Origin of the sequence: Flavobacterium sp. (genome assembly GCF_003525665.1) — a bacterium.
Taxonomy (GTDB): Bacteria; Bacteroidota; Bacteroidia; order Flavobacteriales; family Flavobacteriaceae; genus Flavobacterium.
Genome location: NZ_DQDX01000087.1, coordinates 1 through 15591 on the forward strand (window position 1 = coordinate 1; position 15591 = coordinate 15591).

The following is a 15591-nucleotide window of genomic DNA, read 5'->3' on the forward strand; positions in this document are numbered from 1 at the left end:
TCTATACTCTATATTCTATACTCTTTTTTCTAAAAAAAAATTATCTCAAAGTTCTATCCGGAAGCGATCGCTTATCCCATTTAACATCTTGCAAGACTGCCGCTTTTATACCAACAAAAAATCCCCAAAAGGTATTGTCTCCAAATGGAACCCAGTTAAAATCCATTCGCCAACTCAATAAATCACGTTCCAATCGAAGTTGGGTAAATGTAACACCTTTCCGAACAAAATCGTAACCTGTTGAAACCCCAACTTTCCATTTTGTCGTCAAACTGGTATTGGCAGATATCATCACCGAATTATTTACAATATCATTTTCACGTGCAGCATTACTATAGGTCAGTGAATAGGCAAAAGTAATGTCCCAAGGAAGCTCTGATTTATAAAACTCCGAGAAGGATTCCTCATCGTCTTCACCAAACTGACTCTCGCGTCGATCACTTAAATCGGCATTCGAACCAAATAAATCGTCTTCTCGACCTCCGTTTCGAGCGCCTTGATCGTTTTTCTTTTTGTCTTTATCTTTCCCATCTGTACTTGCAATAGAGTATCCAATATTCATGTTGGCACTACTCATTCTAAAAAGGCTTCCTCCGTTATTTATATTAAAGACATCAATACGTTGTCCGTTATTATCAATCGCATACGGATCTAAAGTTGCAGCAAAGTTCACATTCATTTTCTGTTTGAACAATTGTGTTCCGCCACTTACACGCATTGGTGCCCATCGAAGAGAATCGGCTGCCATATCATAACTTGTAGAAAAGTTTAAGTTATTGATAAGCATGATTTTTTTAGGTTCTGTTTTGGTAGAATCTTTATCGGTTACTTTTGCTTCAAAGGTGTTGCTTAAATTAAAACCTAAATTGTTAGAATAATTTTGACCAGGAATTCCGAACAATCCACCTTCAAATCGAGTGTATTCTTGAATCATTGTTCCGCTTCCGTCAGCAGCGTAAGTATCGTAGTATTTATCAAAACTTGGAGTGTAACTATGAGAAATCGCAGGTCGCATTACGTGTCTAATCGATTTTATCTTTTTGTCGTCACCAAAGTTAAAAGTTCCGTAAATAGTAGTTCCAATACTATTAGAAAACGAGTAGGTTCTAAAAGCATCAAATCCGCTAACATCTATATTTTCAACTTCATTTTCTAACGGATTAAATTGTTTTCTAATGGTTTTAAATTGCCAAGTTTCTTGATAATTAAAAGAAGTAGAAGCACTAAAATATTTGAAAATCTTAAAGTTGGTAGACAATGGAATCGAATGTTGAAAACCAGCCACAGCCGTGTCAAACATTTCTGATTTGAAGAATAATGAATCGGTGGTTTTGATACGATTTTCTCCTCTTAAATTGTATTGTAAATTGATGTTTTTAAAGAATCCTTTTTTCACACCATCTTTTGATGCAAACGGAAATATTCTATCAACACTTGCTTGCAATGTTGGCAAGGTCATGTTTATTTCTTGAGTTTGTGTATTTTGTGAATGTGTTGCTGTTAAGGATAAATTTACAGCAGGAACGGTTTGAAACGAAGTCGAATAGGAGATAGACGAACTCAAAGTATTATTCAAATTGGAACCCACATTTATCTGATTCAACGATTGTTGAAAGTAGCGACTACTTCCTAAGTTAACCGAAGCTGAAAATCTAGAATTTGGATTTGATTTTCCGTCTTTGGCATGAGACCATTGAATGTTGTAAATACTTGTCTTGGAATAATCGGGATAACCACGTTCACTATTAATAAGGTTTTCAAATCTTATGTTTACATTTCCAGAGAATTTATACATTTTGGCATAACGCGATTCAAATCGTAGTCCATAACTTCCGTTGGTGTAGTAATCTCCTAAAACAGCTAAATCGTAATTGTCGCTTAAAGCAAAATAGTAGCCGCCGTTTTGAAGTGTGTATCCTCGTTGATTCGTGTAGTTGTAATTGGGTATAATTATTCCAGAACGACTTTTATCAGTCATCGGAAAAAAGGCAAATGGTAAAAATATAGGCGTAGGAACATCGGCAATAACCATATTCGTTCCACCAACAACTACTTTTTTACCAGGAACAAATTTTACCTTATTAGTATAAAAGTAATATTCTGGATTTTCAATATCTTTAGAAGTGGTGAATCTTGCACCTTTCATGAAGTAAACCGAATCGTTTTCTTTTTTGGTAACTTCGGCCTTAATTCGAAATTCTTGTTGTTCAGTTCGCGAATTAAATACGATTGCTCGTTTAGATACTGTATTGAATCGGATAGAATCGGGTTCAATGACATTCGCTCCTTGTTTGAAAACTGGATATTGAATATATTTTCCCGTAGAGTCTTTCAATCTTCCGGCATAAACTTCGTTCTTTTTATAATCGTAAACAATCACACCCGATTTTAATTCGTAGTCCAAATAAAACAACTCGGCTTCGTCATTAAGTGTAAGTATTTGTTTTTTCTGATCAAATTTGGCGTAGTTTTTTGCTTTGTATCTTACTTTACCTTCAAGAGTAGATTTCTTATTTTTCAAAGAATCTATTTTAATTGTATCGCTTTTAATAATTGGAACTTCGGTTGTTTTTCCGTCTGGAGAAATCTCTTTTTCAATCTTAGGTGTCTGATTCTTAGAAGGAATAGGTTGCGAGTTTTTTGGCAATTCCTGCGAATATAATTGTGTACTTCCAATTGTTAGGAAATAGGCTGATAAAACGATATAAAATAAGTTTGTACGCAAAGGTTTTAATACTATTTTTGTAAAAATATGGCTGGATTTTTGAACTGCCAAAATTACATATTATTTTTCGTCAAAAATAGACAAATAATAAAATTATAAACTAGCAGTTTTAATTAAAATTAACGTTACTAATGAAAATTAAATATAATTTCACAATATTACTACTGTTTTTAACTTTAGTTTTGGGAACTACTAGTTATTCTCAGAACAAAAAGTTTATAATTATTCTCGATGCAGGTCACGGCGGAAAAGATCCAGGGAATTCCTATCACGGATTTAAAGAGAAAGATATTGCATTAAAAACAACATTAAAAGTAGGCAAACAATTAGAAAAAGATAAAGATTTTAAAGTAATTTACACCAGAGTTTCCGATGAATTTATTGAGTTGGCCAAACGTCCGAAAATAGCAAATAAAAATGATGCTCATTTATTTGTATCCATTCATTGTAATTCGGTTAAAAACTTTGGTCCATCAGGCACAGAAACATTTGTAATGGGTTTGTCTCGAACCGGTATGAACCTTGAAGTTGCAAAAAGCGAAAACTCGGTAATTTATCTAGAAGATAATTATAAGGAAACGTATAAAGGTTTTAATCCTAAAAATCCCGAATCGTTATTAGGATTGACCATCATGCAAGAAGACAATCTTAATAGCAGCATTAATTTGGCGAATAAAATTCAGAATAATTTTACTCATAATTTAAAAAGAAAAACGCGTGGTGTAAAGCAACAACCATTATGGGTTTTGGATGCAGCTTACATGCCAAGTGTTCTTATTGAATTGGGTTTTTTATCGAATTTAGAAGAAGGAAAGTTTTTAAATTCTGATGCTGGTCAAGAAAAAATGGCAAATGAAATAGCCGATGCAATCATTAATTATAAAAACGAATATTTTGGCGATGGCAAAACAACTGTAACTAATGAATCTGTTAACAGTAAAAAAGAGGTTGAAGTTTCAAAACCATCAAATCCAAATGAAGTAATTTTTAAAGTTCAAATAGCCGCAAGTGCTAAAAAATTGGAATTAGCTTCTAGAAATTTTAAAGGTTTAAATAACATTTCTTTAACGAAAAGTAGTACATTATATAAGTATTTTTATGGTGCAACATCTAGTTATGATGAAGCCAAAAAAATGCAAGAAAAAGCAGTAAGTAAAGGATACAAAAGCGCTTTTGTAGTTGCTTTTAAAAATGAAAAGAGCGTTAATTTAAACGACGTTGTAAAAAATAATAATTAATTTTATAAAATATATATTTTGAAATTGATAACAAAAATTAAGAATTCACTAGCAATACAACTACTTGTAGTGTTGACTTTTTGTAGTTCTGTAAATGCACAAACCGACAAATTTGTAGTTACACTTGATGCTGGTCACGGCGCTCATGACTTTGGAGCAACATATCACGGACACGTTGAAAAAAATATTGCCCTTAAAGTTGCTTTAAAAGTTGGCCAAATTTTGGAGAAAAATCCAAATATCAAGGTAATTTACACTCGTAAAACCGATGTTTTTATTGATTTAGTAGAACGTGCCAACATTGCCAATCGTGCTGATGCAAATATTTTTGTATCAATACATTGTAATGCAAATAAAAATACGGTTCCCGATGGAACTGAAACTTATGTAATGGGTTTAACTAAAAATGCATCCAATCTTGAAGCAGCAAAGAAGGAGAACTCGGTAATTACCTTGGAGAAAGATTACCAACAAAAATATGAAGGTTTCAATCCGAATGCACCCGAATCATTAATGGGTATGACTTTAATGCAAGAAGAGTTTCTTGAGAATAGTATTGCTTTGGCAGGAAAAATTCAAGATAATTTTAAAGATTACATGGGTTTAAAAAGTAGAGGAGTGAAACAAGCACCGTTTATGGTATTGCACAAAGCCTACATGCCAAGAGTTCTTATTGAAATGGGATTTATCTCCAATAGAGAAGAAGGCGCACGATTAGATTCAGAACAAGGTCAAGATGATGTTGCTCTTGGTATTGCAGAAGCGATTGTAAGTTACAAAAGAGAATTTTTTGGTGAAGAACCTAACGAACCTAAAATTGAAAAACCAGTAAGACGTATTGTAGAAAAACCTGTTGAAGTAATCCAAACTGAAACGGTTGTCGAAAACAAAGAAATGCCTAAAGCAGACGAAAACGGAATCATTTTTAAAGTACAATTATCGGCAAGTTCTAAAAATTTAGAGTTGGTTCCAAGTAACTTTAAAGGATTGCAAAATGTCACAAGTTTATTTGAAAATGGCTTGTATAAATACATGTACGGATCAACTTCAAGCCATGAAACTGCTAAAAGTTTATTGCAAGAAGCCAAATCCAAAGGTTTTTCATCTGCGTATTTAATTGCATTTAAAGATGGTAAAAGCATAAATATTCAAGACGCAATCAAATAAAAAATACTAATTTTGCCAAAAAAATAAATTATTTTGAAAATATCTAGAGAAATTAAAACTGCCATACTGGTTATATCAGCCATTTTATTATTCATTTGGGGTTATAGCTTTTTAAAAGGAAGAGATTTATTTACAGATTATAAAACGTTTTATGTAGAATATGACAACGTCGAAGGATTGACTCCTTCAGCACCAATTACACTAAACGGACTAACTATAGGAAAAGTAAATTCGATTAAAATCAATAATAAAACCGGAAAATTATTGGTTGAAATGCAGTTAAAATCAGATTTTCCAATTTCAAAATCTAGTGCTGCCGAATTGTATGCACCAAGTTTAGTAGGAGGAAAGCAAATTGCAATCATTCCAAATACAGCCGATTCATCAATTGCTGAAACCGGTGATTATCTGAAAGCATCAAGCAAATTAGGTTTAACCGATTCTTTGGCTATGAAAATGGAACCATTAACTGGTGAAATTGACAAACTGTTAGAAAACGCCAATCTAATGCTTACCAATGTTAATCAAGTCTTAGACGCAAAAACTAAAGAGAATTTAAGAAGTAGCTTGGCAAATTTAAACGAAGTTATGGCCGAGTTCAAAGAAGTTGCCAAATCAACCAATTCGATGCTTGCCGATAACAAAAGTAAAATTAGTGGCACAATGACTAATGTAGAAAAAGCTTCTGCAAATTTTTCAAAAGTATCTGATTCATTGGCAAAAATAAATCTTGGTCCTACAATAAAATCGCTAGAGAAAACAATGGCTAACGTTGATAAAATGATGGCCGAATTAGAATCTGGAAAAGGAACAATGGGTAAGTTATTAAAAGACGAAACCATGTATAATAACTTTACTAAAACTTCTAAAGAATTAGAATTGTTATTACAAGATTTAAGATTAAACCCAACTCGTTATGTAAATGTTTCTCTTTTCGGAAAGAAAAACAAACCTTATATTGCGCCTATAAACGATACCATTAAATAGAATAAAACTACTATCATGCAAATTTTAGCTTCCATTTTCTTCGCAATTATTCTAATCATCGGATTTGGATATTTTACTATTAATGTCAAAAAATTAATTAGAAATATCAATCTTGGTAAAGACGTCAATCGCTCTGACAATTCATCCGCAAGATGGAAAAACATGGCAATGATTGCTCTTGGTCAATCCAAAATGGTGAAAAGACCCATTGCTGGAATTCTACACATTATTGTTTACGTAGGATTTGTAATTATCAATATAGAACTTTTAGAAATTATCATCGACGGACTTTTCAACACACACCGAGTTTTTAAATTCATGGGTGGTTTGTATGACGTGCTAATTGCTTCCTTTGAAATTTTAGCATTCTTAGTTTTGGTTGCTGTTGTAATTTTTTGGATCAGAAGAAACGTAACTAAACTAAAACGTTTTGCAAGTTCAGACTTAGATGGTAAGCCTAAAAATGATGCGAATTATATTTTATATTTTGAAGTAGTGTTGATGTCGTTATTTCTCTTGATGAATGCTGCTGATTTACATCTTCAAAATCTACCAGAAGTTTTTGGTCACTACGAAAAAGCTGGTTCATTTCCGATTTCACAATTTTTACTACCAATTTTTGACGGAATGAGTACGCAATTAGTATTCATGCTAGAACGTACTTTTTGGTGGTTACATATTATAGGTATATTAATTTTCTTGAATTATTTATATTTTTCGAAACACTTACACATATTATTGGCTTTCCCAAATACGTATTTTGCCGATTTGAATGCTAAAGGTAAATTCGATAATCTAGAAAGTGTAACCAATGAAGTGAAGTTGATGATGGATCCAAATGCCGATCCGTTTGCAGCACAACCAGTGGATGAAAATGCGGTTCCAAGTAAATTTGGTGCTTCTGATGTACAAGATTTAAATTGGGTGCAATTATTAAACGCTTATACTTGCACTGAATGTGGTCGTTGTACTTCGGCTTGTCCTGCAAATCAAACAGGTAAAAAGCTTTCTCCACGAAAAATCATGATGGATACTCGTGATAGACTAGAAGAAGTTGGACGAAATATCGACAAAAATAAAGGTGTTTTTATTCCAGATAACGTTTCATTATTAAACGATTACATCACAACAGAAGAACTTTGGGCTTGTACATCATGTAATGCTTGCGTAGAAGAATGTCCAGTAAATATCAGTCCGTTATCAATAATTATGGACATGCGTCGTTTCCTTGTGATGGAACAAAGCGCGGCACCACAATCGTTGAATGCAATGATGACCAATATCGAAAATAATGGTGCACCATGGCAATACAATCAAATGGATCGTTTGAATTGGAAAGACGAGTAAAGACGTAATTTATTACGTCTCCAGATTTAATAAATACAAAAAAATAACAATGATATTTTCTCATAAATGTGAGGCTTGAGAAATTGTCTTAATGAATGCTAACTAATTAATAATTAAAAAATGAAAGCGGAAGACATTGACAAAACCTTGCAACCAGTTACCGAAAACGGACAACATTTAAGTCCGATTTTACCAGAAGGAGTAAAGAATTATCTTATTGATATTGATGGAACGATCTGTGATGATATTCCAAATGAAGAACCAGAAAGAATGTTAACGGCAGAAGTTTATCCAGATGCGTTAATCACCTTAAATAAATGGTACGATGAAGGTCATATTATATTCTTTTTTACTTCAAGAACAGAAGCACACAGAGAATATACCGAACGTTGGTTAAAACAACATGGCTTTAAATACCACGGAATGGTAATGGGAAAACCACGAGGAGGAAATTACCATTGGATTGACAATCACTTGGTTAAAGCAACTCGTTACAGAGGAAAATTTACCGATTTAGTTGATAAAGAAGTTACAATTCAAGTATTTGACGACGAACACCACGAATAATATTAAAAATACGATTTTAGATATTAGATTTTCAATTATATCTAATATCTAAAATCTAAAATCCTAAATTAAAGATGTCAGAAGTATTAGTTGTGCCAACAATGGCAGAGATGTTAGCTCAAGGAAAACAACCAGAAGTATTATTTTGGGTTGGATGCGCAGGAAGTTTTGACGATAGAGCAAAGAAAATTACCAAAGCATTTGTACGAATTTTAAATCGTGCCAATGTTGAATTTGCTGTTCTTGGAACCGAGGAAAGTTGCACCGGCGATCCTGCAAAACGTGCCGGAAATGAATTTCTTTTTCAAATGCAAGCCATGATGAATATCGAGGTTTTAAATGCATATGAAGCTAAGAAAATTGTAACTGCTTGTCCGCATTGTTTCAACACGCTAAAAAATGAATATCCAGAATTAGGCGGAAAATATGAAGTAATTCACCACACCGAATTCCTAAAATCATTACTAGACGACGGAAGATTGACCATTGAAGGCGGACAATTTAAAGGTAAAAGAATCACTTTTCACGATCCATGTTACCTTGGAAGAGCCAACAATATCTATGAAGCACCAAGAGAATTAATTCAAAAATTGGATGCCGAATTGGTAGAAATGAAACGTTCTAAAGCCAACGGACTTTGTTGTGGTGCTGGTGGAGCCCAAATGTTTAAAGACGCCGAACCAGGAAATAAAGAAGTAAACATTGAAAGAACAGAAGATGCTCTTGAAACCAAACCAGAAATCATTGCTGCAGGTTGTCCATTTTGCAACACAATGATGACTGATGGTGTAAAAAATAAAGAAAGAGAAGCCGATGTTAAAGTGCTTGACATTGCCGAATTAATTGCAAACGCGCAAGATTTATAGATTTCAAAAATCAAGTTGGATATTTAAAATCTAATATCTGAAATCTAATATCTGAAATCTAATATCTAATATCTGAAATCTAATATTTAAAATCTAATATCAAAAATCTAATATAAAAATGTACATACCATTTGAAAGTTTACCCGAAGATTCAAGAATTTGGATTTACCAATCTAGCAGAAAGTTTTCAGATGACGAAATAACTGAAATCGAAAAAGATTTAGTCGAATTTATAACTAATTGGAGTGCTCATGGTGCGTCATTGGAAGCTTCTTTTCAAATAAAATACAATCGATTTATAATCATTGCAGTTAATCAAGAAGTACAAGCTGCGACTGGTTGTTCTATCGATTCGTCTGTTGTTTTTATTCAGAATTTAGAACAAAAATATGAAGTAGATTTGTTAGATAAAATGAATGTGGCTTTCAAGCAAGGCGAATTTATTACTTACAAAACACTTTTAGATTTTAAAAAATTAGCTAAAGACAAATCAGTTTCAGAAAACACAATAGTTTTCAATAATCTCGTTAATACCATTGAAGAGTTTAACGAATCTTGGGAAATTCCTGCAAGCGAAAGTTGGCACAGTCGTTTCTTTTAAAACCTATTAATGAAAAATTTATTTAAACTATTTTCTTTACTCTTATTAATTACTTTTTTGACAAATTGCTCGTCATCTAAAGATAAATTGGGTAAAAAAATAATCAAACCAAACTCTGTCGTCGAAGATATTTATGTACCACATTTAAAATCGGATAGAAAAACTTTTTTTAAAGGAAGTTTAGCCGAAGATAAATGGGTTGACAGCGTTTATAATCAAATGCCATTCAATGAAAAAGTTGGGCAATTGTTTATGGTTGCTGCTTATTCCAACAAAGATTCGGTTCACGTAAATGGTTTAGATAAATTAATTTCAGAGTATAAAATTGGCGGATTAATTTTCTTTCAAGGCGGACCAGTTCGTCAAGCCAAATTAACCAATCGTTTTCAATCAAAATCGAAACTACCATTATTCATTGGTATCGATGCCGAATGGGGTTTGAGTATGCGATTAGATTCAACCTACAAATTTCCATGGAATTCAACTCTTGGAGCTATTCGAGATTTGAAATTAATAGAAAAAGTTGGTGAACAAATGGGTAAAGAAAGCAAGCGAATGGGAATTCACTTCAATTTTGCACCAGTTCTTGACATCAATACCAATCCAAAAAATCCTATTATTGGCCATCGTTCTTTTGGCGAAGAAAAACATAATGTTACTGACAGAGCAATTGCTTTGATGACTGGAGTTCAAAATCAAGGTGTTTTCGCTACTGGAAAACATTTTCCTGGTCATGGAGATACAGCAACCGATTCGCATTATTCACTTCCATTAGTTAATTTTTCTCGCGAACGACTTGAAAACGTTGAACTTTATCCTTACAAACGAATGTTCGACGAAGGTCTTGAGTCGGTTATGGTGGCGCATTTAAATGTTCCAAGTTTAGAGGTTCGACCAGAAGTTCCAACTTCGTTATCCTACAATGTTGTTACCGATTTACTCAAAAAAGAAATGGCTTTCGATGGTTTGATTTTTACCGATGCGTTGAACATGAAAGGCGCAAGTAATTTTAAAAAACCAGGCGATATCGATTTGGAAGCTTTGTTAGCTGGAAACGATATTTTGTTATTTGCTGAAAATGTGCCAGTTGCAGTTGAAAAAATCACAGCAGCTTACAATGAAGGTTTGGTAACTGATGAACGTTTGGCTTATTCTGTAAAAAAGATTTTGCACTACAAATACAAAATTGGTTTAAATAAATACAAACCAATTGATGAAACGAATTTGATGTCTGATATCAATCCGAGTTCAAATGTTGCCTTGCAATATGAATTATTTGAAAATGCCATCACACTTTTAAAAAATGACAATACAATTCTTCCGATTAAAGAGTTGGACAAAAAAATTGCTTACGTAAAATTGGGTGACGATACCAGTACAAAATTCCTATCAACATTAAAAAAATATACCGATGTTACCGAAGTGACTTCAGATAATATTGATAGTTTGAATGTTCAATTAAAGAATTTTGATATTGTAATTGTAGGTTTTCACAAATCGGATAAAGCATGGAAAAAACACGATTTTACTGAAACCGAATTACTTTGGTTACAAGAAATCGCAAAAATGAATAAGGTGATTTTGGATATTTTTACCAAAGCGTATTCACTTTTACCAATTACAACATTTGATGATATTGAAGGTGTTATAGTTTCGTATCAAAATGGTGATATTCCTCAAGAAGTTTCGGCTGAATTAATCTTTGGAGCTATTGATGCTAAAGGAAAACTTCCGGTTTCAATCAATGATTTTTTCAAAGTGAACGACGGATTATCATCTGAAAAAATTAATAGAATCGGATTTACTGCACCCGAAAATGTTGGGATGAGTTCATCTAAATTGGCTTCCATCGAAACTATTGCAAAGAAAGCTATTGATGGAAAAATGACTCCAGGAATGCAGATTTTAGTAGCTAGAAAAGGCAAAGTGATTTATCAAAAATCATTTGGTTATCATACTTACGACAAACTTGTAAAAGTTCAGAATTCTGATATTTATGATGTTGCTTCGATAACGAAAATGGTTTCAACATTACCAAACGTAATGCAAGTTTTTGATCAAGGAAAAGTAACACTTGACACAAAACTAGGTGAAATGTTACCAATTTTTCAAGGAAGTGATAAGCAAGATATAACTTTTAAAGAACTGCTTTCGCATTACGCTCGACTTCAAGCATGGGAACCATTTTACAAAGAAACACTTGATGCCGATAATTGTCCCGCTGATAAATACTATAGTTTGACGTACAAAGAAGGTTACACAAAACAAGTAGCCGAAAATTTATTTATTAATGATAATTACAAAGAGGTTATCTTACAGAAAATTGTAGACAGCAAGTTATCGGATAAAAAAGAATACAAATACAGCGATTTTACTTTTATCATTTTAAAAGAATATTTAGAGAAAATTACTGGTAAATCATTGGATATTTTAAGCGCTCATAATTTCTACAATATGTTAGGAATGAGCAATACAATGTACAATCCGTTGCGTAAATTTGATATGCGAGTTATTCCTCCAACAGATAACGATACTTATTTTAGACACACCACAATTCAAGGTTATGTTCATGATATGGAAGCAGCTATGGAAGGCGGAGTTGCAGGACATGCCGGAATATTTTCGAATGCAATGGATGTTGCCAAGATGATGCAAATGTATCTCAACAAAGGAAATTATGGCGGAATTCAGTATTTTTCAAATGCTACTTTTGATGTTTTCAATACGTGTCATTTTTGTGCTGAAGGAAACCGTCGCGGATTAGGATTTGACAAACCACAATTAGGAAAAGAAGGTCCAACTTGCGGATGCGTTTCTATGTCAAGTTTTGGTCACACTGGTTTCACTGGAACAATGGCTTGGGCAGATCCTGAAACCGAAATTATTTATGTTTTCCTTTCCAACAGAACTTTCCCAGATTCTAATGCATCTAATAAATTATCGAAAGAAAACATTCGTGAAGATATTCAAAAGATAATTCAAGAGGCAATAATTAAATAGTTTAACGAATAATTTACTTCTATCGTTTCGATTTTGATTAAATTAGCCTCATAAATTTATTTAATGAAAATAGCAATAGTTTGTTATCCAACCTTTGGTGGAAGTGGAGTAGTTGCCACAGAATTAGGTCTAGAATTAGCCCATCGTGGTCACGAAATTCACTTTATAACTTACAGACAACCAGTTAGATTAGCGCTTTTAAATAGCAATGTTCATTACCACGAAGTGAATGTGCCCGAATACCCTTTGTTTCATTATCAACCTTACGAATTGGCTTTGTCGAGTAAGCTAGTTGATATGGTAAAGTTATACAAAATCGAACTTTTACACGTTCATTACGCTATTCCACATGCGTATGCTGGTTATATGGCAAAACAAATGTTGAAAGATGAAGGCATAATAATTCCGATGGTGACAACACTGCACGGAACAGACATTACTTTGGTAGGAAATCATCCGTTTTACAAAACAGCAGTTAGTTTCAGCATCAATAAATCGGATGTTGTTACTTCGGTTTCTCAAAGTTTGAAAGATGATACCTATAAATTATTCAATATTAAAAAAGACATTCACGTAATTCCTAATTTTATTGAATTGGATAAAGTTCGAAACGAATCTTTGATATCTTGCCAACGTTCAATTATGGCGAATAAAGACGAACGAATTATCACGCACATTAGTAATTTTAGAAAAGTAAAACGAATTCCAGATATTATTAAGATTTTCTACAAAATTCAAGAAAAGATTCCGGCCAAATTAATGATGGTTGGCGATGGACCAGAAAAAGAAAAAGCCGAAAGATTGTGTGAAGAATTGGGAATTCAAGACAAAGTTATTTTCTTTGGAAACAGTAATGAAATAGATCAAATATTATCCTATTCCGATTTGTTTTTATTGCCTTCGCAAACAGAAAGCTTCGGACTAGCAGCTCTTGAAGCAATGGCTTGGAGTGTTCCAGTGATTTCTAGTAATTCTGGTGGTTTGCCCGAAGTAAATTTCAACGGACAATCAGGTTATTTAAGTGATGTTGGTAATGTTGACGAAATGGCTGAGAATGCTTTGAAGATTTTGCACAATAATGAAACACTTCAAACGTTTAAGGATAATGCGCTGTCAATAGCAAAACAATTTGATATCAAAAACATTTTGCCATTGTATGAAGACTTATATAAAAAAGCAATTCAAGATTCTATATGAAGAAAATAATTTTACTCGGTTTAGTTTTTACCCTTTTTTCTTGTTCTCCAACTAAAGTTGTTGATGATTCCAAAACATTGTACAAAGTTTTAGTTTCAAGTGATTATGGTGGCGCTTCATTTCAGTTTTATGAAGTAATTTCAGAACAAAGAGAATTTAATATGTTGCTTGGTGATGATGAAATTAAGAAGTTTGTAAAACCAACCGATATTGCAACTTCCAATTTTGTTTTGGTAAATTTAGGTGAGAAAAATACTGGTGGTTATAAAATTGAAATTAAAAGCGTTGAAGAATTATCAGACAAAATACTTGTTGATATAGAAGAAATAAAACCAGATGGAATGGCGATGCAAGCAATAACCAATCCGTATTGTGTTTTAAAAATCAATTCTAAAAAACCAATTGAGTTTAAATAAAAAAAATCCCACTTAATCAAGTGGGATTTTTTATACGATATTTTTTAGATTACCATCTGTAACGGATACCTAAAGCTAAATCTGGACCAAAGTTATCTTCTCTGTAATCATCAGAATTGAAATATAATTCAGGTCTAATGTCTAAAGATAATTGAATTGGAGCTTCTTTAAAGTTGTATTCAATACCTAAATCTCCAGCAACGAATACAAATGCTCCGCTATCTTCAACTTGTTCTCCACCAATTCTTCTATCGTAACTCCAGCTTCCAACACCACCACCAACACCAGCGTACCAGTTAAAACCACCATCAATATTCCAAACCCATTGGTAAATACCAGTTAGTTTAAAGGCATCAACTTCATTACTGTTTCTAAAACCTAAGTCTAGCTCAAGTCTGTTATTGTCTCCTAAACCTCTTTGGTAAGAAATCTCTCCACCAAATCCGTCATTGTCTCCTAAACGTAAACCTAATGCATTTTTAGAGATGTCTTGAGCTTGTGCGCTAAATGCTAATCCAACTAGCATGAAAGCAGATAAAATTAGTTTTTTCATAAATTAATTTGTTTAAATATTTAATGCAAAGTACAATTATTGAGCCATTTTTTGTGTTATACAATTTCTTAATTTTGTTACAGAATTACTGCTTGAATAAATAATTGGCAGATTACATTCTGATAAATTAGGATTTAATTGCTTATTATTCTTCAACTACATAAGTATCCAAAAACTCTTGCTGGGTTTGACTTCCCGATGATGGAAATGGTAAAGTAAAACCAGGAAATTCTTGCAATTGGTAAGAAATATTGGTGTTTGTATGAACCATTCCAATACCTTGAGCATAATATTGAGTAGAAGTTACTACGTCTTGCGGTTGTAAAACAGTTACCGTTACAGGAAATCCACCTATTGATTGTGTAGTGGTAATTTTAAGATTTAAAATAACTTTGGTTTTAATTACATTGCTGTAGACATCTGCGTTTGGTGAAGTAAAGCTGGCAACTTGTCCATCGCTAACGGTTTTTAAAGTGTAAGTAAAATTTAAAGGATATCCTTCGACTGTTTGAGAAAAGGTGCCAGATACTGAACTAAGTTGTTCATTAGCAACACCAGATTCTTTTAGAATAATAAAATTAGAAATTGAAATAGCTATTGGATTACCCAAACCATAATCAAAACTTGCCGTACCACTCATTTTTACAGTGCCGTTATCAGCTCGTAAACCATTGTTTTTGAGAGAAGTTGAGTAAAATCCGTTAGGAAGCACATCTAAAGTTTTAAGCTTTTTGTGTGCTACACCACTTATTAAGGTATCATTACCGCTGTAAAGAGAATCTCTACTTGCTATGCCTTCTGAAGTAACATCATAAGTCCAATAATTTCCAACTGATAATGGTAAATAATCAGTAATTTCATCTGATGGATTAGAATTTGAATCATCATCACTACTACAAGATGAAAATCCTACAAAAGCTATAATCG

13 protein-coding genes are annotated in these 15591 nt (G+C 32.9%); 10 read left to right on the forward strand and 3 right to left on the reverse strand.

Annotated features, from left to right (window positions below; all coding sequences use genetic code 11):
• Positions 1 to 40: 40 nt before the first annotated feature.
• Entirely contained in the window at positions 41 to 2776 is a 2736-nt protein-coding gene (locus tag DIU01_RS06495; RefSeq protein ID WP_290832680.1) for a putative LPS assembly protein LptD, read from the reverse strand.
• An 80-nt stretch (positions 2777 to 2856) separates the two neighbouring features.
• Here DIU01_RS06495 and DIU01_RS06500 point away from each other — a divergent pair, with 80 nt between their 5' ends.
• The 10 genes from DIU01_RS06500 to DIU01_RS06545 all read left to right on the forward strand — a co-directional run bounded on the left by DIU01_RS06500 (position 2857) and on the right by DIU01_RS06545 (position 14111).
• Positions 2857 to 3963 (forward strand): N-acetylmuramoyl-L-alanine amidase, encoded by a 1107-nt coding sequence (locus DIU01_RS06500; protein ID WP_290832682.1) that lies wholly within the window; start codon positions 2857 to 2859, stop codon positions 3961 to 3963.
• Positions 3964 to 3981: 18 nt separating this feature from the next.
• Positions 3982 to 5130, forward strand: coding sequence for an N-acetylmuramoyl-L-alanine amidase (locus DIU01_RS06505; protein WP_290832684.1), 1149 nt, complete (start codon positions 3982 to 3984; stop codon positions 5128 to 5130).
• Positions 5131 to 5163: 33 nt separating this feature from the next.
• Entirely contained in the window at positions 5164 to 6117 is a 954-nt protein-coding gene (locus DIU01_RS06510) for an MlaD family protein (RefSeq protein WP_290832686.1), read from the forward strand.
• Between the two features lie 15 nt (positions 6118 to 6132).
• On the forward strand, positions 6133 to 7464 hold the full coding sequence (locus DIU01_RS06515; RefSeq protein ID WP_290832688.1) for a (Fe-S)-binding protein: 1332 nt from the start codon (positions 6133 to 6135) through the stop codon (positions 7462 to 7464).
• 120 nt (positions 7465 to 7584) lie between these two features.
• Positions 7585 to 8031 (forward strand): phosphoheptose isomerase, encoded by a 447-nt coding sequence (locus DIU01_RS06520; protein WP_035127448.1) that lies wholly within the window; start codon positions 7585 to 7587, stop codon positions 8029 to 8031.
• A gap of 74 nt (positions 8032 to 8105) precedes the next feature.
• Positions 8106 to 8897 carry a (Fe-S)-binding protein gene (locus tag DIU01_RS06525; RefSeq protein WP_290832691.1) on the forward strand — a complete coding sequence of 264 codons (792 nt, stop codon included), beginning with the start codon at positions 8106 to 8108 and terminating at the stop codon, positions 8895 to 8897.
• A 118-nt stretch (positions 8898 to 9015) separates the two neighbouring features.
• Complete coding sequence (locus tag DIU01_RS06530; RefSeq protein ID WP_290832692.1) at positions 9016 to 9498, forward strand: ABC transporter ATPase; 483 nt, start codon at positions 9016 to 9018, stop codon at positions 9496 to 9498.
• A gap of 9 nt (positions 9499 to 9507) precedes the next feature.
• Complete coding sequence (locus tag DIU01_RS06535) at positions 9508 to 12498, forward strand: glycoside hydrolase family 3 N-terminal domain-containing protein (RefSeq protein ID WP_290832694.1); 2991 nt, start codon at positions 9508 to 9510, stop codon at positions 12496 to 12498.
• A 63-nt stretch (positions 12499 to 12561) separates the two neighbouring features.
• Complete coding sequence (gene bshA / locus DIU01_RS06540; protein ID WP_290832696.1) at positions 12562 to 13695, forward strand: N-acetyl-alpha-D-glucosaminyl L-malate synthase BshA; 1134 nt, start codon at positions 12562 to 12564, stop codon at positions 13693 to 13695.
• Positions 13692 to 14111, forward strand: coding sequence for a protease complex subunit PrcB family protein (locus DIU01_RS06545; protein ID WP_290832698.1), 420 nt, complete (start codon positions 13692 to 13694; stop codon positions 14109 to 14111). Before bshA ends, DIU01_RS06545 begins: the two co-directional genes overlap by 4 nt.
• Positions 14112 to 14160: 49 nt before the next feature.
• Here DIU01_RS06545 and DIU01_RS06550 read toward each other — a convergent pair whose 3' ends face one another.
• A complete protein-coding gene (locus tag DIU01_RS06550; protein ID WP_290832700.1) occupies positions 14161 to 14664 on the reverse strand; it encodes a hypothetical protein in 504 nt (167 codons plus the stop codon).
• Positions 14665 to 14809: 145 nt separating this feature from the next.
• Positions 14810 to 15591, reverse strand: a 782-nt coding sequence (locus tag DIU01_RS06555; protein ID WP_290832702.1) for a hypothetical protein, incomplete at its 5' end; no start/stop codon positions are given.

Bases quoted from the DNA above. Each gene is read 5' to 3' on its own strand.
- DIU01_RS06500 (WP_290832682.1), top strand. From the start codon at position 2,857: ATGAAAATTAAATATAATTTCACAATATTACTACTGTTTTTAACTTTA.
- DIU01_RS06515 (WP_290832688.1), top strand. From the start codon at position 6,133: ATGCAAATTTTAGCTTCCATTTTCTTCGCAATTATTCTAATCATCGGA.
- DIU01_RS06520 (WP_035127448.1), top strand. From the start codon at position 7,585: ATGAAAGCGGAAGACATTGACAAAACCTTGCAACCAGTTACCGAAAAC.
- DIU01_RS06525 (WP_290832691.1), top strand. From the start codon at position 8,106: ATGTCAGAAGTATTAGTTGTGCCAACAATGGCAGAGATGTTAGCTCAA.
- DIU01_RS06530 (WP_290832692.1), top strand. From the start codon at position 9,016: ATGTACATACCATTTGAAAGTTTACCCGAAGATTCAAGAATTTGGATT.
- DIU01_RS06535 (WP_290832694.1), top strand. From the start codon at position 9,508: ATGAAAAATTTATTTAAACTATTTTCTTTACTCTTATTAATTACTTTT.
- bshA (WP_290832696.1), top strand. From the start codon at position 12,562: ATGAAAATAGCAATAGTTTGTTATCCAACCTTTGGTGGAAGTGGAGTA.
- DIU01_RS06545 (WP_290832698.1), top strand. From the start codon at position 13,692: ATGAAGAAAATAATTTTACTCGGTTTAGTTTTTACCCTTTTTTCTTGT.
- DIU01_RS06550 (WP_290832700.1), bottom strand. From the start codon at position 14,664: ATGAAAAAACTAATTTTATCTGCTTTCATGCTAGTTGGATTAGCATTT.